Here is a 22155-nt window from a genome sequence, read left to right as displayed (position 1 = left end):
CAAGACTTGGGCTACTGCAATGCTACTTCGCGTTCTACGTTGTCTTCCATATGGGAGGCAACGTGGTAAAGCCAAATCATCCCTAAACAAGCGACAAAACAGAGCGCGAATAGCCAAGTGGAACCTAACCATTCAATCATGACTCCACCAAGCAGCGGTCCTATCGCAAAGCCTAGCGTGTATAAAGCGGTGGCACCAAAATATGAGCCGCGTAAATGAGCAGGTGCAAGTCGATCAATCTGCACATTAATGGTTGGGAAAGTGATCACTTCACCGACACTGATAATAAAGCAGGCGATAGCCCAGCCAAGTGCAGAATCGTTTGGTGACACGATGAAGCCAACCTGACCCAACGCAATCAATATCATCCCAATTCTAGTGCGACTAAACAGAGGCAGCTTTTCCATTAGCTTTAACAATGGGAACTGGAAAACAACTATCGTTGCGGTATTCACCACCATCAGCATCGCGATAAGTTTTGCGGCATCTTCAATTCCACTGCGCACAATCACTTGGGGAACCGACGATTCCAGTTGGGCGTATACAAACATCAACAGCAAGTTAGCAAACAAGAGCAAAACAAATATTTTGTCTTGGCTAATGACTTTAAGGGTTTGCCTAAAGTTCGGCAGAACAGAAGACTCCTTGTCTTTATCCGCTTTGTGGCTCTTTCTCTCAATACCAAACATGATCCAAAAAGCATAAAACACATGAGCAAAACCCGTCACTAAGAACAGAATTTGCGGGTTAGCGAGGGCAAGAGTCACACCGATAAGAGGACCTGCTGCGCCGCCGATATTAAGTAGGAAATAGCGGGTATTTAAAGCCAATTCTCTATCTTTAAGATCTGGCAAAGAGTCTCCGATGACCGCTTTAGCTGGACCATCAATTAATGGGTGCATTAGTCCGGTTAGCAATATCAATATGTGAAAATGCCACATCTCGGTTGCCAAGGCGATGCCACTGTATGCAAAGAAAGCAATGGCGCACCCTGCGACCATCAGCCATTTACGGCCAAACTTATCTGAGAGATAACCCGAGTATAGACCGGTCGTAGAACCGATAAACGCTGACGCAGCAAGCATGGCGCCAACTTCAAATGCCGATGCACCGTAATCCTGATAGAGAAACACGATAAGAAATGGCCACGCCATAAAGTAGCTAGTTCTAGAAACAAAAACACCGATAAGGACAGTCCAAACAGGAAGATTAAATCGCTTTACTCTTTCCCATTGAAACAAGCTTTGTTCTCTTTCCATACCACTCTCCTTCGTCCAACTTGTTGCATAATTGTTATTTAGCCAGTATACAAAGAATCAATCAAAACAAAAGACTTTATCGAGCAGATGTTAAAAAAGCCTGTAAGCTGCAGGTGAATTAGGAAAAAGTATTTAAAAAGAGATAGTTAATGATTCTAGTTTTGACAGCTAAGTTTGGCATTTACCAGCTGAACTTATTGCTCTGACCTTCAATATCTTGTCTTAATCTCGTTTTTGACATTAAACAGCCATCTCACTAAGAATAAATACTATTAGGAAGTAAACGATAGTGTATACTTTAGATATTACCAATCAAAGGTAAACTAACCCGTTTACTTTAAGCTTATTGGATACTTCTCATGGTAAAAAGAAGCGATATAAAACAAGAAGATATTATTAGATCGGCCATCGAGGTTTTTTCTCAAAAGGGCTTTGAGCAAGCAAGTATGGAGGGTATCTCCAAGCATGCAGGTGTATCTAAGCGCACGCTTTACAAATACTACCCAAACAAAGAGGCTTTATTTGAGGTTATTGTCGATACACTTATGTGCCGCTTTGATGACCAATGTGAGGTGGAATTTGAACCTTCTGTATCAATTGAAGAGCAATTAACCGAATTGACGTTGAAGCAGATGTGTTACATCAACAATGAGGACTACCAAATTACTGCGCGGTTGGTGATGGCTGAGTGTATTCGCTGCCATGAAACCTCGAAGGTATTAGTGTCTAAATACAAGTCTCTCGGAGATTCTTACGGTTTGCAAAAGTGGGCGCAGCAAGGGATAAAGGCAGGTGCTTTAGACATTTCTGATGTTTCCATTGTTATAGAACAATACCTTGGCAGTATTAAAGCGGTGATTTTCTGGCCACAATTAGTAGCTCATTTGCCTCCTCCAAGCTGCGAGGAAGTTCAGCTAGCCATCAAACACGCTGTCACAAGCTTTGTCGCGACCTACAAAGTGAAGTAGCTACGTAAGATAAAGCAACTATAAATTAAAACAACGCCCCTAATCAGGGGCGTTGTTGTATTCATAGCTAACTAAACGGATCTAGTTGTTGTCATGAACCATAACGTGTTGCAGTAGTGAAGAGACCATATCTTCATGAGACATGCCACTAAAGCCACTATCAAGCTGAGGCACAAGATTCTCAACCAAGATACCTTGGTCTTGGGTTCCGTCTCCACCTGGGTGAACATGCAGTTCAACATTGTTACCATCGACTTTGACATCAAGATGCTCAAGCAACGTATCCATATCCAAAGAACCTGATTTCAGTTCAGGAAGCACCTCACGTAAATCGATCTTATCACCCTCACTGACACTGAAGTCTTTGATGGTATCAAGTGAACCATCGTCGATTTCACGCCAGACGAAAACATCCATTCCAGTGCCACCCACAAGAATATCGGAACCCAAACCACCTTCTAAGGTATCGTTGCCTTCACCACCCATTAGTGTGTCGTCTCCTGCACCACCGATGAGGGTGTCATTGCCGACACCACCAACCAGTAGGTCATCACCACTACCACCTGTTAGCGTACTATTAGAACCACTGCCATCAAGGTGTACGGCTTCTGTTTGCGATGACTTGTTAATCTCTAACGCATTAACGTTATCTACTACATTAAGGTCGATCGCAATATGGTTGTTCGATTCTGCTCTATCTAGAGGTTGGCCATTGCCATCAAGTTCTTCAGACACCGCGGTAATATGCAAAGTATGATCGCCTACCGTAGCCCCTTTGACCGTCAATGTGTCAATCGCATCCTGCGACACATGCCACACTCCATTTTCGAAAGAAACTGTACCGTTGGTGCTTTCTAACGTCGCACCTGGTGGTACATCTTTCACTTCTAAGGTGAGTGCTTCTGTGGTGTCGGTTAATGCCGCCATAATACCCAGGACCGCAATACCGCTGGTGCTGGCACTTTGAGTCGCGGTAATGTTCTTGTTGAAAGCATATTTGCTGTCAAATGCCAGTGTTGGCGCATTCGCCACTGGGTTAACCGTAATGTCATAGTGCTTAGGTTCCGCTTCTAATCGGAGACCAGACGGGTTCCAACTATCTTTAGCGGTGACATCAAGCGCAATGGTGTTTGAAGGCGCTAAACTTGCGTCAATAAACACCCCTGTCGTGCTTGTCGGCGTATCAAGTAGCGCATTAAGGTCCGCAAGAGTTCCTGATAGCGTTAGCGTGCTGCTTCCTTCTCCAGTAGCCGTCACACCTGAGCCCGCAGGCAATACGATCGACAGTTTTCCGTAATCCACATTGAGTGTCACTGTCATCAAGTCATTGGCAGACGCCCCAACATAGTCAACATCCGAAACATTGATCCCACGGATTTGTTGGCTCGCCGCTTCGTCTATCAGTGTAGTTATATCATCAATATCCAACACCGGTTTATCGTTAACAGGAGTCACATCAAAGTTTATCTCTGCGCTTCCTGTCAGGTGATCCGGCTGACCATTGGTCGTGCCATCATCTTTGACAACATAACTGATTTTCACTGGACCATTGTAGTCTTTCGCCGCTTCAAATACCCAGTTCCCCCCCTGTTGCGTCAAAGTACCTTGACCCTCGACTAGAGTAAGGCTTTCAACGCTAATGGTGTCACCTTCTTTGTCGAAGGTTCCATCAATAAGATCTTGCACGTTGATGGTGATGCTGCCCTCTTCCGGCAGATCAGCTAAGTTGAAATCTCTCGGTTCTGGCGCATCGTTGACTTCTGTTACCTTGATCAAGAAGGTGGTTTGATTGGTCGATGATGTGCTGCTATCACCTGGGTCGATTGCACCGTTGTTACCACCATCATCCACTGTCGCTGTCACCGTGACAGGGCCACCCGAGTTGATATCGTTACTGTCAGCATCTGGTTTAAAGATGACTTTACCCGCAGCAATCGCAGCATTGATATCCGCTAATTTACCTGTCGCGACAAGACTGCCATCAGGAGCAAGAGTAAAGTTAACATTCGCATCATTAACAAACTCAAGCGCACCTTTATCGACTTGCAAAGTGAGCGTGTAAGTCGCATTTGGGTCATCGTAAGTTGCATCAACATCAGCAATAGATAACTGGTTGATTGCTAAACCACCCGCGATATCTTCCGACGTTTCTAGGTTTACAACGTTCACAAAAGTCGGTTGATCATTGATTGGGTCAACAACTAAATCGACATCAAACTCAGACTTCGGTCCTAATGCGCCATTGTCGTTTGACTGCACAGCAATATGTATCGGCCCATCGATACCTAAAGCATTGCCTGTGTCGCTGTTGTGCTCGCCTGAGTTAAACACGATCTTATCGAGCTGCTGCGCCGGGATATCTAGCGTCCACACCTTAGTTACTGGATCGTAACTCGCGAGAGTCGTCCCATCTGGGTAGAAGATCTTCGCATCTTGAGGAACATTGGTCACTTCCACACGAATCGTTTCTGGTGCGTTCTCGGTGTATGTACCGCTTCCTGTCGCAGACATCGCTTTATCAATCACGGAAGCGTTAATGGCAATATCGATATTCTGACCTTCAGAGCCCGTTGCCGAATCTGTAGGGTCAGTATCGACAATATCACCAACAGGGTTAACCGTAAGCTTGAAGTTAGGCAGGTTTTTCGCTGCGGTAGGTACACCAAGTAACGATTCCTGAGTAAAGACCGCCACGCCAAACTCAGCGCTACCACTAAAGTGCTTAGGTGGTTGCACTGATATCGCACTTAAATCGAGAGTATCTGTTGTACCAGCTGGGACTTTAACGCTCCACTCGCCATTGCCGTTGTTTTTCACTGTATAGCCGCTAGATGGGTCAGCAATAAGCAAGAAACCATCTGGCACACCAGTAAACTTGATCGACACAAACGATTCTGAACCATCAGTATCGGTCAGTTCGATGGAAACAGCACCGGAGTTACCGAGCGAAATGGCTTCGTCTTCATTGCCCGTAATCTCGATGGTTTGGCTAGGATCAGTTCCCGGTCCTGTCACCTTCACTTCGTCCACTACAGGCGTCACCTTAAAGCTAACACTAGTAGTGAAACTATCTGAATGGCTAGAGGATGTACCCAGCTCGTTAAATGTCGCGGTGTCGGTGACTGTGCCTGTTACGTTGATCGTGACTCTGTTGTCATCGTTGCCCGTTGGGTAGTTTGCTTTCGGTCTAAACAAAATATTGTCTAGTGCGCCTGCGCCGATCTGCGCTTGAGTAAAGGTGACCGATGTTCCTAAACTCTTCCCTGCTTGATCATAAAACTCACCAATCGTTGTGTCCGCTAAAGTTAGTGTCACGGAAGAGAGCACTTCGTTGCCCCCTTCAACGCCTGTCACTTTATCTGCGATGTCATAACCAAGATCGAGTTGAATGTAACTATCTTCGTAGCCAACTTTATCTGGCCCACCTTGACCATCTTGATCAATCGGGTTCATTGAATCGTCCAGTGAGCCTTTCACCTCTAACGTGATCTCTGGCTGTGGATTTGCTCCATCTTTAACATCCGCGATAGGATCAACTTTGATGATGACCGACTCTGGTCTCGAAATCTCATCACCAGAGACCTTGTCTGTGGTAATCACGGTAAGAGGTAACCTAAAGTCACCGGAATAATCTTTAGGTGGGGTAATGGTTAGCCCATCTAGCCCTTCAATGTCTCCACTCGCGGTGAGCGTTGCCTTAAAGACATATTTTCCATTGGTAAAGTCAACGTTAGACCCACCAACACCTATAGTGAAGTTTTGGCCGCCTACTGTCACTGTACTATCGATGACAATCGTAATGATGTCTTCATGACCATCATGCGAGGTGACTGAAATTACCGGTTTAAGCTGATTACCCAAATCTATTACGGTATCTTCGCTACCAGTAATGACGCTGTTATCGACAATATCAATAGTGCCCGCTTCATATTCATTGCCGCTCACGTGTTCAGGGAATGAAAGCGTAACGTCTGTCTCACGCGTTTCCGCAACACTTCGCTTGCTGCCATCATCACCAATATCGACAACCTGAGTAATAATTTTCAGCTTGATATCATTGAAGACGTTAGGGTTGCCTGCATCGCCAGGTGTGTAATCTAAACCGTTCGGGGCCTTGATCTTAAAGTTATCTTCATTGGTCACAACCCAACGACCATTGCCTTCATACAAAGCACCTTCCACAACCAATTGATCAAACACAGCAGACTGGGCAGGATCAAACTGAATGACGATCTCGGTAACCTGTTCATTAGGCTCATCAACAGGGCCTGAATCATCGGTTTCTTGATAACGAATAACAAACTCATCGGTTAAGCCGTCTTTGTTGGTATCCGTAGTAAATTGAATCACTCCATCTTTATTGGCAACGGCTTTAGCAATATCGTCACCAACCACCTCACCGGATTCATTTTCCACAACTAACTTATTATTGGCATCTTCAGGCTCAACGACTGGATTGACCTTAACGGTGATGGTGCCATTGAGTGTTGCTTGCGCACGACCGACTTCATCGGTAGGTTGACCAATCGCATGCTCGTGATTGACCTCTTCTATCTCAATCGTCGTTTGCAGATCAAAGTTAGTACTTGAGTCCTTCGGAGGAGTGATCTGGATGAAGCCTTGTTGCAGGGCAGCCTGAGTAAAAGCCTCTGGAGATTGACCCGCACTTGGAACAACCTCAATGCTACCATTGGTTACCGTTACGACTTGACCGTCAACATACACCGTTGAGCCATCAGGAATACCGCTGATTTTAATCGAGGTCACGTGTTCATCAGTATCGGTATAGTCTTGACCTAACCTAGGATGCCACTTAATGTCGATTGGGCTATCTTCATCACCCACCGAGGTATTTGTGTAGTTATCTGGTGTATCAATAACCGGTTGAACTTTAACGCGAATCTCACGCTCAAAACTCTTAGAGTGACCATCATTTTCCGTGACAATAATGGTCTCTTTGATATGGATATTTTCTGTAGAAGACGAAACCGGTCGGATCACAATACCTGAACTCGCACCCGCCCCTAGGTTGGTGATATTCGCTTCATAGATTGGCTGACCATTTGAATCATAACCTGTGAAGTTTAAGTTCACCGCATTACCATTACCGTCTTCTATCACAACACCTTTCGGAATGTTGGATAACAAAACAGTTAGCGATTCAGAGGTGTCGGATGGTCGCTGAGCTAACTCTCCAGATTCCACCGAGAACTTAATCTCTGCAGAACCATTCTCATCAATCGTGGTTTCTACACCTGAAGTGCTACCATCGGTAAATTCTTTCCAGTCGGCTGAGCTGCCCGTGTTGTTCTCAGGTGTATCAGCGACACCTTTAACCGCAACATTAACGGTTTTGGTGCCCATAATTGCTTCATCAACATGAACCACATTACCCGATAGGTTGGCGGTGTCTTTAACCACACCGGTTACATCAAACTTGAAATCTACATTGCTGTGCAGATCAGGAACCACTTCCACATTGCCAAGCTGGTCATAAGGAATTTCTTGGTATGTCACACCATTGACCGTCACAGTCGTAATTTGACTTGTACCTGAACCAACCCAAACCAAACTTGCGCCTTCTGTAATTCCTGAAATGCGCACATGCAGAGTCTCAGAACCGTCAGTATCAACCGAAGGGTTCATCGTGATGACTTCATTGAGCGTGAAAGGTTCGTGGTTTGGTCCAGTTCCGGTGTAATCTGGATCAGCGATATTATCTTCGTTAATTTGGATACGGTTGACACTAAAGCTGCCCATATCGGCATCTGGAGTGACGTCTATAATGATTTCTTTAGGCTCAGAGCGCGCACTTCCCTTATCAAGGGTGCCATCATTATACGGGTTAGATCGTTCAGTCGTTACCGCAGTCGCTTCAAATCGAATTTGACCCGAGTAATTATCTGCTGGATTAACCTGAATACGGTTGACGTCTTGGGCCGAAATGGTATAGACACCGTTAACAGGCGTTATCGGATCACCATTACGATCAAGCAACTCAAAGTGTCCTTCGCCGTCCGTGACTTTCAGCTCGTAAGTGATTGTCTCTGGTCTACTGGTATCTTGAGTTTCAGCGCGAAGTTGGATGCGTACATTATCACCATCTTCTTCCACTTGGTATTGATAAGTGCTACGGCTGTCGTTCCATGTTGCAATATCTGCAACACTTTCTACTTCAATCCTAAAGTTTGAATCGACGGTATGATCGGCCGTACCGTTATTGTCGATTTGCAATTGATAGTTAATGCGAACGCCGCCATTACCAGTTGAGTAGTTGCGATCTGGAACAAAATAGAGGTTATCGATTGTCGCTATTGTGTTGTTGCCACTTTGCGTAAAGCTTTGCTGCAGCACGGTTCCATCAAAAATAATGTCGCCATTAGCGTCTGCCTTAAGCTCGTGGAGCACACCATTTTCTTCATAGTAGAAAGTGCCACGATGAATACCCGCTTTAATCGTCAATTGACCAATGTCTTCGGCGTTATCTCTATCGAAGAGATTAACTGACAAAGAGACCTTAGCTGGCTCATTTGGTAGACCTGCTTGGTTATCTTGAGCGTTTTCCCAAGCGGGTTCATCGCCAGGTGCATAATTAATACTGTTATCGCGACCCGCATCTTCGAAAGTCGTCACTTTAAGTGCGATAGGGCGAGCTTCACGGTCAGTAATCGTGATATCTAGAGGAGCGACAGACGTATCATTGTCTCCATCTGTCGCAATGACATTGACCTTGAAATTAATCTCGTCACCATTGTGCTCAAGATAGTTGGTTGCTCGGAACTCAATTTCACCGTTTGAGTTAATTCTTAAAATACCTAACTGACGAGTATCAGTACCGCCATTGCCGTCATCTGTTTGTTCATAAACACGCACATTTTGGCGGCCATCGCGCAGATCGACAGAATCTAAATAGGTGCCTCTTGGGCCACCAAAGACAATTTCGGCGCCATTCGCATCGGTTGTACCTTCAATCTTGGTTAGGGCAGCATTGTCCGCACCCTTATCTGTTTCATCGGCAAACATATCAACTTTGGAGCCACCAAAGTTCTGGCCTTCGATACGAGTGATTGACTGCCCCGTTAGCTGCGGAATGTCATCGGTCACTTGTATCGGCAGCGTAATCACACCACTTTCATCGCCATCAAAGTCTGTTGCTTTGACTTTGAAATTGATATCGAGGCTATTCTGACCATCACCATCTGGATGATCCAAAGGCTTAAGAAGATTAAAGGTATAACTGTTATCTGCTGTGTCAAACTTGATAGTGAAAACAGGCACACCTGAGGTGGTTTGTGCCGTGTAGGTAAACACTGTTCCGCTATTTGAAACAGCTGCCCACTCTAAGCTTTCACCACCAGACTCAAGTCCATTTAGCGTATCGTCTGCATCCACAAGCTCATACTCAACGACACCATCAGCCCCTTCGTTTACAACGAAGTTGCCAGAGATTTGAGTATCCTGAGATTGATCCGAACCAATTCCTGTTAAATCGTCTTCATCGACGACTTTCTCACCCGTCGTGCCTGTTAATATTGGCTTGTCATCTTTTACTTCAATAGAAAGAGGAACCGATGGAGAAACGTCTCCGTCTCGGTCAATCGCCACAACATCAAACGGAACCGTTAGTGAATCAGAGCCCGGTGCATGATCGAGGGCCTTAATTTGGGTGTAGGTGTAGCTACCATCGCTGTTCAGCTCTAAGGTGAAGACCAGCTCACCATTCGCCTTACCTTGATATATCGCGGGATCAGAAGTCCCTGTCTGTTTAGTAATATCAACGTCAAAACCACCTGACTTAAGGCCATTCTCCGTCGTATTGATATTGACCAGTTCATACTTAACAACGGTGTCTGCACCTTCAGTAGTGATAAAGCTACCTGTTGCAGTTGCACTGCCCGGCGAAGACCCAGAGCTAGTATCATCTTCATTAACCGAGAAGGTACTGCCGATCTTGAAGCCATCAATAGTCGCGGTATCATCGCCAATATTGACCTTCAGATTCACATTCGTTGAATTGTCGTTGTCTTTATCCACCGCGTAAACAGGCACATTCACCGCCAGTGAATCCATGCCCTGCGCACCATGGTCAACTTCTTGCGACAAGGTCACTGTGTACTTGCCTAAGTTGCGCTGGTCGAGGGTCACGTTGAGCACCTCAACCTTAACCCCATTCTGCGTGATGTAACCAGCGTACTGACCGGTGAACTCACCATTCGGGCCAGTGATTTCTTCTAGTACGACTTTCTGACCCGCAGACTCTAGCGTGGAAGTGCGGTTGAACTCAGCCACATCGACTTTCATTGCCACCACAGTGTCACTGCCAGTGGTAAAGGTAATATCACCTGTGGCCGTGGTTGTCTTATCGCCCACCTGCGAACCATCAGTTAAGCCCGCTTCATACACATTAGCTTGGTCAATGGTATTAATGACTGGATCAGCGCCATCTTTAATCGTTAACTCGACGTTGCTTGTGAGCGTATCGCCGTCTCTGTCTGTCACCGTGACAACAATGGTGTGTTTAACCTCTTCACTCGTTGAATGGTCGACGTTACTGTTTGGAATAAAGGAAATCTTGCCGTCCGCAGACACCACCAATTTACCGTCGGTAACTAGGTATTCGCTTTGATTTTCGTTGAAGTTGATGCTTTGACCATCAAACGTCACCGTCGACACTTTACCTTGGTCAGCACCCGCTTCAGTAATGACATCAATCTCGTTGCTCTGCGCCGATTGACCAATCGTTGGCTCAACCACGCTGATTGTGCCATCGGCGACAACTTGGATGTCATCACCAATATTGACCTTCAGATTCACATTCGCTGAATTGTCATTGTCTTTATCCACCGCATACACAGGTACATTCACCGCCAGTGAATCCATGCCCTGCGCACCATGGTCGACTTCTTGTGACAAGGTCACTGTGTACTTGCCTAAGTTGCTCTGGTCGAGGGTCACTTTCAGCACCTCAACCTTAACCCCATTCTGCGTGATGTAACCAGCGTACTGACCGGTGAACTCACCATTCGGGCCAGTGATTTCTTCTAGTACGACTTTCTGACCCGCAGACTCTAGCGTGGAAGTGCGGTTGAACTCAGCCACATCGACTTTCATTGCCACCACAGTGTCACTGCCAGTGGTAAAGGTAATATCACCTGTGGCCGTGGTTGTCTTATCGCCCACCTGCGAACCATCAGTTAAGCCCGCTTCATACACATTAGCTTGGTCAATGGTATTAATGACTGGATCAGCGCCATCTTTAATCGTTAACTCGACGTTGCTTGTGAGCGTATCGCCGTCTCTGTCTGTCACCGTGACAACAATGGTGTGTTTAACCTCTTCACTCGTTGAATGGTCGACGTTACTGTTTGGAATAAAGGAAATCTTGCCGTCCGCAGACACCACCAATTTACCGTCGGTAACTAGGTATTCGCTTTGATTTTCGTTGAAGTTGATGCTTTGACCATCAAACGTCACCGTCGACACTTTACCTTGGTCAGCACCCGCTTCAGTAATGACATCAATCTCGTTGCTCTGCGCCGATTGACCAATCGTTGGCTCAACCACGCTGATTGTGCCATCGGCGACAACTTGGATGTCATCACCAATATTGACCTTCAGATTCACATTCGCTGAATTGTCATTGTCTTTATCCACCGCATACACAGGTACATTCACCGCCAGTGAATCCATGCCTTGTGCACCATGGTCGACTTCTTGTGACAAGGTCACTGTGTACTTGCCTAAGTTGCTCTGGTCGAGGGTCACTTTCATCACCTCAACCTTAACCCCATTCTGCGTAATGTAACCGGTATACTCACCGGTGAACTCACCATTCGGGCCGGTGATTTCTTCTAGTACTACCTTTTGACCTGCTGACTCTAGCGTCGAAGTGCGGTTGAACTCAGCCACATCGACTTTCATTGCCACCACAGTGTCACTGCCAGTGGTAAAGCTAATGTCTCCAGTCGCTGTCGTCACCGTATCGCCGACTTTGGAGCCATCAGTTAAGCCCGCTTCATACACATTAGCTTGAGTGATATTGGTAATGACTGGATCAGCGCCATCTTTAATCGTCAAGTCGACGGTACTGGTTAGCTCGTCACCGTCGTTGTCCTTCACGGTTACAACAATGGTGTGTTTAACCTCATCACTCGTTGAATGATCGACGTTGCTGTTAGGAATAAAGGAAACCTTGCCGTCCGCAGACACCACTAACTTACCGTCGGTAACTGGGTATTCGCTTTGATTTTCATTGAAGTTGATGCTTTGACCATCAAACGTCACCGTCGACACCTTGCCTTGGTCAGCACCCGCTTCGGTAATCACATCAATCTCATTGCTTTGCGCCGATTGACCAATCGTTGGCTCAGTAACACTCAGGCTACCATCGGTGACGACTTGGATATCATCGCCAATATTGACCTTCAGATTCACATTCGCTGAATTGTCATTGTCTTTATCAACCGCATACACTGGTACATTCACCGCCAGTGAATCCATGCCCTGTGCCCCATGGTCGACTTCTTGCGACAAGGTCACGGTGTACTTGCCTAAGTTGCTCTGGTCGAGGGTCACTTTCAGCACCTCAACCTTAACCCCATTCTGCGTAATGTAACCGGCGTACTGACCAGTGAACTCACCATTCGGGCCGGTGATTTCTTCTAGCACGACCTTTTGACCCGCAGACTCTAGCGTCGAAGTGCGATTGAACTCAGCCACATCGACTTTCATTGCCACCACAGTGTCACTACCTGTGGTAAAGCTAATATCACCAGTAGTCGTGGTTGTCTTATCACCCACCTGTGAACCATCAGTTAAACCCGCTTCATACACATTGGCTTGAGTGATATTGGTAATCACTGGGTCTGCACCATCAGTAATCGTTAACTCAACGTTACTCGTCAGCGTATCGCCATCTTTATCCGTCACGGTTACGACTATGGTGTGCTTAACCTCTTCACTCGTTGAGTGGTCAACATCACTGTTAGGAATGAACGACAGTTTGCCATCCGGTGTGATAACCACCTTACCGTCTGTCACCGTATATTCGGTCTTCCCTTCCTCAAGCGTGTAATTGGTATTATCAAAGCGGAACGACGTCACTTCACCATTATCAGCGCCTGCCTTAGTAATCACATCTATTTCGTTGCTTTGCGCGGGATCTCCGATCACTGGCTCAACCACGCTCAAGCTTCCGTCGGTGACAACTTGGATATCGTCGCCCACATTCACCACTAGGTTCGAACGCGCAGACTGATCGTTGTCCGCATCCGTAGCAAATACTGGAAGAGAAATAGAAAGAGAATCCTGCCCTTGTAATGGATGGTCTATTTCTTCAAGCAGTTCAATCGAATAACCTGCATTAAAAGTCGGTGACGTATCCGTCCCAGATTTAACGACATCATTAAGCGTCACGCGAAGCACATCGACTCGATTTCCATCTAGCGTAATAAAACCAACATAGACGCCAGGCTGGCCTGCAACCGCTTCTAATACAACAGTTTGACCTTGCGAAATAATTGGTGATGATTGCTGAGAGGCATTGAAGGCATCGACATCGATCTGTACTTGAGTGACATCGTCGCTTCCCGCAGCAAAAGTGATTGTTCCGCTTGCTGTAGTACTTATGTCACCCTCTTTTGAACCGTCATCTAAGCCCGCTTCAAAGACATTGGCTTCGGTAATATTGGCAACACTCGGGTCCGCCCCATCCCCAATGCTTACCTGAGCATCAATCGGAGCTTGGATTGAGTTTCCACCCGTATCCGTACCCGTTATTTCAAAGGAAACGGTAATTTGATCACCAGTGAAGGCGACTTGGCCGCCGCCAACAGAAGGTGTGTGATCAATTGGCTGTAAGATGGTTGTGGTTAGCTCTAAACCGACATCTCTACCAACGCTGCTTGCCTCAATATCTATAGTGAGAACAGGATTACCATCACCGTCTACACCCGTAATTGTGTTAGTCGTAGCGTCATAGGTAAACGTAACTGATTCACCATTAGACGTTATATCGGAGTTAAGTTCACTTAACAGTGAGGCCAAAGAAAGTGGTTCTGGCACAAAAGAGGTAGGATCGAGAGACAGATCAGCGGCAAATATGGTCACTGAGCTTGTCACTGACTGCGGGTAAGTACCGCCAGAGAGAGAGCCTTCAGTTAAAGATTCACTAATGCTTTGCCCACCATCGGCGAAGATAATAGGTCTAATTTCATCATCGACCTGCTCGGTAGAGTCTGTAGAAAAACCGGACGTTTCAAAGAAAGTACTCGCCAGAACTTCAGTGCCGTTGTACTCGATAGTTACAAAACCACCATTTGCCGAACCAGCAGCACCTGCGCCTGCCGCCGTTGCTTCTAGTAACTCTGTTGGGTCAGCACCTGCCAAGATAGCGTCTTGAATGGCTGCTAATTCGTCTTCGCTTATCGCACCTTCGCCCAGTTGCGCCAAGTCAAAGTTCACTTCACCAGCGACAGGGGCAACTCCCCAACCACCGAGATCATCTTCTGTCGCAAGGGTATTCGCATCAAGGTTAATGGCAGCCTGCGAAGACTCCATCAAAATTGTCGAATGGTTGGCTGTAATAACGATTTCACCACTAGGAATGGTATCGCCTACAACGACTTTTTTAGCACTTCCATCTGGTTTGACAGCAACAACATCACCAGAAACTTCTTTTACTATCGCGGCTTGGCGTAATACTTCTACGTCCATAAGGTCTCCTAATCACACTCCCGTCGGCCGAACAAGAGGCTAGAAACGATTTGTTATAATTTTTGTCAGAATATACGCACAAAATATCAAATATAGCTCGCATTTCCAGCGTTTTATATTCAACAGAAATATCAATAGCCAAGCTATAAGTATAGGTTACTTAAGAGGTTTTGCAGGATAAAGGTGATTAAAATATAATTTCGTCTGAAATATTTTGTCATTTGTATCATTTGTGAGAACAAAATGAGCCACCAAGACGAAATTGCTCAAATTTCACCCACCATTTCAACAACAATAGTTTTCACTGCGAATAGAGGGTTAATTTCCAACTTTGAACCAAGATCAACTTCTATCTAGGTAATCAATAATGCGTACTCCTCCCCTAAACAGAGAGAATGTGATGAACATCTTTCTTTAAGGCGTAGATGATTGGAATGATGTTGCACCTTAGAAGCTCAGTTAAGGTAGTGGGGTATAAAAATAATGACCTCAAGGATGTAACGTGAACAGTCTGTTTAAACCCAATCCAGTCATGCTTGCCGTTTTATTCAGCGTGCCTGCTGTAGCGAGTCCAACTTTAACTCTATCGACCACAACCACCAGTCGCGATATTCCGTTATCAGCCTCTGAACCCGCGATCATGTCGTTGAGCAAAGAAACATATCAGCTCACCGTATCTGGGATTGATGGTCACTGCCCTGCGGTAAATGGTCAGAAAGTTAGATTTCGTAGACCTTTATCCCTTAACTGCGGCCAAGACACAGTCCTACCGCTAAAAGTCCGTTTCGGCGGCGACTATTCGTTCGCTTTCGATAAAGAGAACAACACGCTGACTATTGCGAGAGAAGCAAAGAAGAGTAAGCAGACATTCAGCCGCCCTATCCCAGATGTTCAGTGCGAGAAATATTCTGGTGAAGCCGTTACCTTGAATCTAGGCGATACATTCACAGATGGTGAAGAGCTTAAAGATGCCTTAAGCGGGCAAGTTGTAACGGTTAAAAATGGCTCGGTTACCATTACACCGTCAAAGGACAGTGGCGGTTTAGTTCTGCTTGAGCCAACGAGTCCTACTGATAAGCCTGAATTTACCTATAAGAACGCCAATATTTACTTTGTGATGGTCGACCGATTCAGTAATGGAGATACCAGTAATGACCAGAGTTACAGTCGCCAGAAAGACGGTAAACAAGAGGTCGGTACCTTCCACGGTGGCGACCTAAAAGGTGTAATTGAAAAGCTCGACTATATAAAGAGCCTGGGTACAGACGCGATTTGGCTCTCTCCGATTGTCGAACAGGTACACGGCTTTGTTGGCGGCGGGGAAAGTGGTAGCTTCCCGTTCTATTCTTACCACGGCTACTGGACACGTGACTTCACTAAAATCGACCAAAATTTTGGTAACGAGCAAGACCTGAAAATCCTGGTTGAGGAAGCACACAAACGCGGAATTAAGATCCTTCTTGATGCCGTCGTTAATCATGCCGGTTACGGCACACTGGCGGATATGCAGTTTGATAACCTAGAGGTGGTCGATCGTTCGAAGATGCCTAAACAGTGGGCAAAATGGACTCCTGAACAAGGTCAAAACTGGCACAGTTTCAATAACGCCATCGACTATCAAAGCAAACAGTGGCAAAACTGGTGGGGCCCTGATTGGGTTCGCGCAGGTTTACCGGGCTATACGCAACCTGGCAGCAGCGATACCACAATGAACTTAGCAGGCTTACCTGACTTTATTACAGAGTCTACGAAACCTGTTACACCTCCTAAGTGGCTACTCGACAACCCAGATACTCGCGTTGTCGCTAAACCTGACTACACAGTGGCTGATTACTTGGTTGAGTGGCAGTCGGACTGGGTAAAACGTTTTGGTATTGATGGCTTCAGAGTCGATACAGTAAAACACGTTGAAGGGGATGTTTGGCTTAAGCTAAAACAAGCCGCAAGCGAGAACCTAGAGCAGTGGCGCAGTGAAAATGGCAAGTCTGGTCAACCGTTCTGGATGATGGGGGAAGTATGGGGGCACTCGGCTTACCGCTCACCGTATGCGGACCAAGGTTTCGATGCGCTGATCAATTTCGATATGCAGAAAAAACTCGATAAAGGCGCAGCCTGCTTTAGCCAAATGCAGGAAGTTTATCAAAACTATGCAGACTCGATGCAATCTACCCCAGACTATACGCCTGTCAGCTATATGTCCTCTCACGATACAGAGCTGTTCTTCAATCGCTTTAAGTCTTTTGACATGCAACGTAATGCTGCCAATGCCCTACTCCTAAGCCCTGGCGCCGTTCAGGTTTACTATGGTGATGAAGTCGGCCGTGAGCTTGGCCCATACGCGGATGATTTCCACCAAGGGACTCGCTCCGATATGGTTTGGAAGTTAGATGAACAAAGAAAAGCTTTACTTTCTCACTGGCAAACCGTCGGTCAGTTCCGCCACAACCACCCAGCAATTGGCGCAGGTAAACATCAGCCTATAGACAATGACAATGCTTATGTGTTCTCTAGAACCCTAGGTGACGATAAGGTTGTTGTCGCTTTTGTGGGGAAATAGTTTTCTTTTACTGTTGGAACATAGGAGGAGTTATCTCCTCCTTTTTCATCAACCGCCACTCCCTGACTGGATCAATTATCAACTCGATAAAACTTCCTACTTCGCACTTCTCTAATTTATAAGCAACAAAACACTTAATTAGTCTTCATAAGCTACTGTCTGTACTACACTAAATTTATAATGCAACTACACGAGTATTAACAATGAAAAAGCCTGTACTCTTAGTTGATGATGAGGTGAACATCCTTAATTCATTTCGTCGAACTTTGAGAAGTCATGTCGATATCGATCTTGCAAACAGTGGCGAGCAAGCACTCGAACTCATCTCCAAGAAGCAGTACGCTGTGATTGTGTCTGATATGCAAATGCCTGTCATGAACGGACTTCAATTGCTGCAAGCCGTAAAAGAAAAATCACCTGACACTGTACGTATGATGTTTACAGGGAATGCTGACCAACAAACAGCGGTCGATGCCGTCAACTTAGGCGACGTATTTCGTTTTATCAATAAACCCTGTACGCCAGAGCAACTACTAGGATTTATTAACGCTGCCATTCGGCAATACGAGCTTATCGTTGCAGAGAAAGTGCTGCTTAACAAGACGTTAAAAGGCGTCATTAATGTCCTGAGCGATGTTGTTTCTCTTGTCAACCCTGAAATCAATGACCGCAGTAATAAAGTTCAATTCCATATGCAGCAGTTAGGTAAAGCGCTTAACATAAAACCTCATTGGAGTTTTGAGCCTATGGTTCAGTTGTCTCAACTCGGCTTTATTATTTTTCCCCAAAGCACCTTAGAAAATATTAGTAGTGGACAAGTCGTCACTGAAGAAGATCGTCAACTCTTCGAGCAACACCCGTGCCTTTCCTCTGATTTGCTTAAACAAATCCCAAGGATGGGTGGTATCGCTAAGACTATTCTCTACCAAGAGAAAGGCTTTAATGGAGAAGGTAATCCTATTGATGACGTTCAGGGAACCGACTTACCCTACGGTTCAAGAATGCTTAAGGTTGTCTGTGACTATATAAAACTAGAAAGTGCCGGCTACACCATCCCTGATGCCGTTGAGCAGCTCGACAACCAAGATCACCTCTATGACCCAAGCATACTGAGCGCTTTTAAATCGACGCTCGACTTTGAACCACCAAAAATTTTCGTCGATGTTAGTTTCTTAAACCCCAATATGATTATTGAGCAGGAGATTCGAACCAACCGTGACCAGCTTATTGCACGAAAAGGTCAGAGAGTAACTCAAACCTTGATGAACATTGTGCACCACTGCCTAGAGAACAAAGCTGTCGCTGGGGAAGTTTGGGTAACCATGATAGAGCCAGAAGAACACGAACAAGCGAAGAGTGAAGAAAAAGCGCAGAGTTTTTAATCAGCGCCTTAATGGAATAACTAACAACGTAAACAAAGGACAGGTTGGGCTATGGTAGAGTTTTGGCGATTTAAATCTGTTGACTTAGAGGATTACAATTTACTCCAAGGAGAGTTTCACTACTCTTTGGTCTTGCTCTCTGTACTCATATCTAGCCTTGCTGCCTATTCATGTTTGATCGTCATTGAGCGAATGTGGGGTTCTAATGAGGCGAAAACAATAAGTTTGTGGCGTTTATTTGGCAGTATAGTTTTTGGCCTCGGTGTATGGGCTATGCACTTTACTGGTATGTTGGCCTACATGGTTCCTGCGCAAATGTCCTATCATCCTGGTATCACCGCGTTGTCCTTTATCCCACCAGTCGTAGGCGCTTACTTCGCGTTTCAAGTCCTTTATAGTCAACGATTCTCACTATTAGATATTCAGCTTAGTGCCCTGTACTTAGCACTGGGTATTGGCTCGATGCACTACCTTGGCATGGAAGCGATGCAGATGGACGCTCTAATGGTCTATGACTTCGTCTGGTTTGTTCTCTCTATTCTGATTGCTTTTTTGTTTGCTTGCATCTCAATCTATATGATCAAACTTCGCAATCGCCATTTTGGAGAAAACGTTACTCATCGTGCCTTAATAGCTCCTATTATGGGCCTTTCGGTCGCTGGTATGCATTACACGGCTATGGGCGCAGTGAGCTTTTACGCCTTAACCGAAACCCCAACCGTACATAACCATATGAGCGATGCTCACAACATTGCCTTGATCGTGGCTCTATTTGTGCTGCTAATATGCGCTGCAACATTCGTCGCTTCTATTGTCGACCAGCGCCTCCAACGAGCAGAGCATTCCATTGTCGCCAGTAAGCTGCGTGAGCAAGATATCCTCAACAACCTTGCCGACGGTGTCATTATCGTTGATCAAGAAGGCATCATAGATAGCATTAATGACATGGGATTGAGGATGTTCGAGTATGAAAAGGAAATGATCGATCAAAAGAACATCGAAGATCTAATGCCAACCTTTGATAAAGTCTCGTTGCGAAATTGTGCCAACAACGACTTAGAGCACCGAAGCAACCTAACCACTGAAGGGATTAAAAAAGATGGTCGCTCGTTTCCCATAGAAGTAAGCCTTTCTGCACTCTCAATTCGCAATGAAGAGAAGGAACTGTTTAACTGTGTTATCCGAGATATTTCGATGCGTATGGAGCTTGAACAGCAGTTAAGGCAAGCTCAAAAATTGGAATCAATGGGACAACTCGCCGCAGGTATCGCTCACGAGATAAACACACCAACTCAATATGTTTCAGACAACACGATCTTTTTAAAAGACGCCTTTCAAACCTGTCTAAACACTATCAACCAGATTACACAAACCATTGAAAAGTCAGGAGATGAGCCTGTCGATACGCTAAAAACACAGATTAAAAGCGACATTGCTGAAGGTGATATGGACTTTATCGCAGAAGAAATCCCTCTCGCTCTGGATCAGTCTTTAGAGGGGCTGCAACGCATTAGCCGGATCGTAAAAGCGATGAAGTCTTTCTCACATTCGAGTAACCACGAAATGCACCAAGTCGATATTGCTGAAGCCATTGAGTCGACCATTACCATCGCACGCGGAGAGTGGCGCTATGTCGCTGAAGTAGAAACCAGTTTTGACTCTAGATTACCTGCTATTCCTTGTTACCGTGATGAATTTAACCAAGTAATGCTTAACTTCATCATTAATGCGGCTCACGCAATCGAAGAAAAATTTGGTCGCCAAGACGGCACTTTGGGCACGATCAAGGTCTCGACACATTTAGAGGAAAATACTGCTCAGATTCGCATCCAAGACAATGGTACGGGTATACCAAAAAATATTATTGACCGAATATTCGACCCTTTCTTTACCACAAAAGATGTCGGTAAAGGGACGGGACAAGGGCTAAGTTTAGCCTACTCAGTTATCGTCGATTTACATAAAGGTGCAATTTCTACCGACAGTACTGTTGGAGAGGGAACGACATTTACTATTTCACTACCGTTAGACAACGTTAGCGTTGGCACTGAAGAGAGACTAGATAATGAAGCTGCTGCTAGTTGATGATGAACGCATGATCCTGAACGGATTAAAGCGAGCCCTTTTTGGAACTGGATGGAAGATATTTACCGCAGAAGGCGGTGAAGAGGCTTTGCAGTTTCTGGAAGAGCATGAGGTCGATTTAATTATCTCAGACATGCTTATGCCGAAGATGAACGGTGCTGAACTACTTGAAGAGGTCAGTAAAAGGCACCCAGGTATTATACGTGCATCATTGTCCGGCTATTCGGATCCAGATGTCACGATAAAAGGCGGTTTTTTCGCCCACCAAGCTTTTATGAAACCTTGCGATCCAAGTGTCATCAAGGCAGAAGTCCAGCGTATTGAAGAGATTCTTGAGTTATTCCCTGATCGAGTGATTCAAAATGCAATTGGTACGATTACATCGCTGCCAGTAGCGCCCAAGCTGTTCTTTGATGTTAAGCGTACCTTAATGGATCCCAACGCCTCGATGCATGATGTGGCAAAACTCATCAGTGAAGAGCCTGCCATGTGCGCCAAAATCATACAGATCTCTAACAATGCCATCTTTAGAGGGCGCAAAGAAATTAAGAGTATTTCTGAAGCCATCACGCGTTTGGGTGGCCAAGTGGTTACCAATATTATTGCCATGCTTGAGGTCTATTCGGTTTCCATGAATGAACCTAGTAAGCCATTGGAAAAAATCCAATCACACAGTCTTAAAGTCGCAAAGCTCGCCTCAACCTTAGTTGAACCTGACCTCAAGGATACGACTTTTCTTGTGGGTATTCTTCACCGTATTGGTGAGTACGTCAGAATGAAAATTGCCCCTGATCTAATGAGCGCGTTTCTAAACCCTAGAACCAAAGGCAACGATAAATCGCACTTAGAACACTACCTATTTAAAACCAAATCAGAGCAGCTTGGGGGATATCTACTGCACTTTTGGGGCTTTCCTTTGCCCATCATTGAAGGGGTCTTAAACCATGATGACCCAGAAAAATTGATGGAGTCTGATTTTAGCCCAGCCTGTGCGGTGTATATCGCCAACTCTATTTTGAGTGGCAAAGCCGTAAATGAGGAGTTTGCTGCCCACTTTGATTTAGAGAGCACCCTTGCCGTTTTAGAGCAGAATCATCAGATTTAATTGGCCACTCACTACCGATGATTTCATTGTAGATTGATTTAAAACACTTGAGTCGTCACAAAAGTCAGGTAACTTATCGTTTTTA

At 45.5% G+C, this 22155-nt stretch carries 7 protein-coding genes; 5 read left to right on the top strand and 2 right to left on the bottom strand.

Features of this window, described 5'->3' with window-relative positions; translation table 11 throughout:
- Positions 1 to 11: 11 nt before the first annotated feature.
- Positions 12 to 1259, bottom strand: a complete 1248-nt coding sequence (locus tag LYZ37_RS17020) for an MDR family MFS transporter (protein WP_272788053.1) — start codon at positions 1257 to 1259, stop codon at positions 12 to 14.
- Between the two features lie 359 nt (positions 1260 to 1618).
- On the opposite strand from LYZ37_RS17020, the gene LYZ37_RS17015 reads away from it, so the two are divergent.
- Positions 1619 to 2227: a TetR/AcrR family transcriptional regulator gene (locus LYZ37_RS17015; protein ID WP_272788052.1), complete on the top strand. Its 609-nt coding sequence runs from the start codon at positions 1619 to 1621 to the stop codon at positions 2225 to 2227.
- An 81-nt stretch (positions 2228 to 2308) separates the two neighbouring features.
- On the opposite strand, the gene LYZ37_RS17010 is transcribed toward LYZ37_RS17015, so the two are convergent.
- Complete coding sequence (locus tag LYZ37_RS17010) at positions 2309 to 14941, bottom strand: retention module-containing protein (protein ID WP_272788051.1); 12633 nt, start codon at positions 14939 to 14941, stop codon at positions 2309 to 2311.
- A gap of 532 nt (positions 14942 to 15473) precedes the next feature.
- Between LYZ37_RS17010 and LYZ37_RS17005 the strand changes: the two genes are divergently transcribed.
- From LYZ37_RS17005 to LYZ37_RS16990, 4 genes are all read left to right on the top strand, one after another.
- The gene (locus LYZ37_RS17005; protein ID WP_272788378.1) at positions 15474 to 17498 is read left to right on the top strand and encodes an alpha-amylase; all 2025 of its coding nucleotides are present in this window, start codon (positions 15474 to 15476) and stop codon (positions 17496 to 17498) included.
- A gap of 203 nt (positions 17499 to 17701) precedes the next feature.
- Positions 17702 to 18880 carry an HD domain-containing phosphohydrolase gene (locus LYZ37_RS17000; protein WP_272788050.1) on the top strand — a complete coding sequence of 393 codons (1179 nt, stop codon included), beginning with the start codon at positions 17702 to 17704 and terminating at the stop codon, positions 18878 to 18880.
- 51 nt (positions 18881 to 18931) lie between these two features.
- Positions 18932 to 20965: an MHYT domain-containing protein gene (locus LYZ37_RS16995; RefSeq protein WP_272788049.1), complete on the top strand. Its 2034-nt coding sequence runs from the start codon at positions 18932 to 18934 to the stop codon at positions 20963 to 20965.
- Complete coding sequence (locus LYZ37_RS16990) at positions 20946 to 22070, top strand: HDOD domain-containing protein (protein ID WP_272788048.1); 1125 nt, start codon at positions 20946 to 20948, stop codon at positions 22068 to 22070. Before LYZ37_RS16995 ends, LYZ37_RS16990 begins: the two co-directional genes overlap by 20 nt.
- Positions 22071 to 22155: the final 85 nt, after the last annotated feature.

This window comes from Vibrio tubiashii, from assembly GCF_028551255.1.
Taxonomy (GTDB): domain Bacteria; phylum Pseudomonadota; class Gammaproteobacteria; order Enterobacterales; family Vibrionaceae; genus Vibrio; species Vibrio tubiashii_B.
The sequence above is the reverse complement of the archived record's forward strand: the minus strand, read 5'-3'. Positions and strand labels throughout refer to the sequence as shown.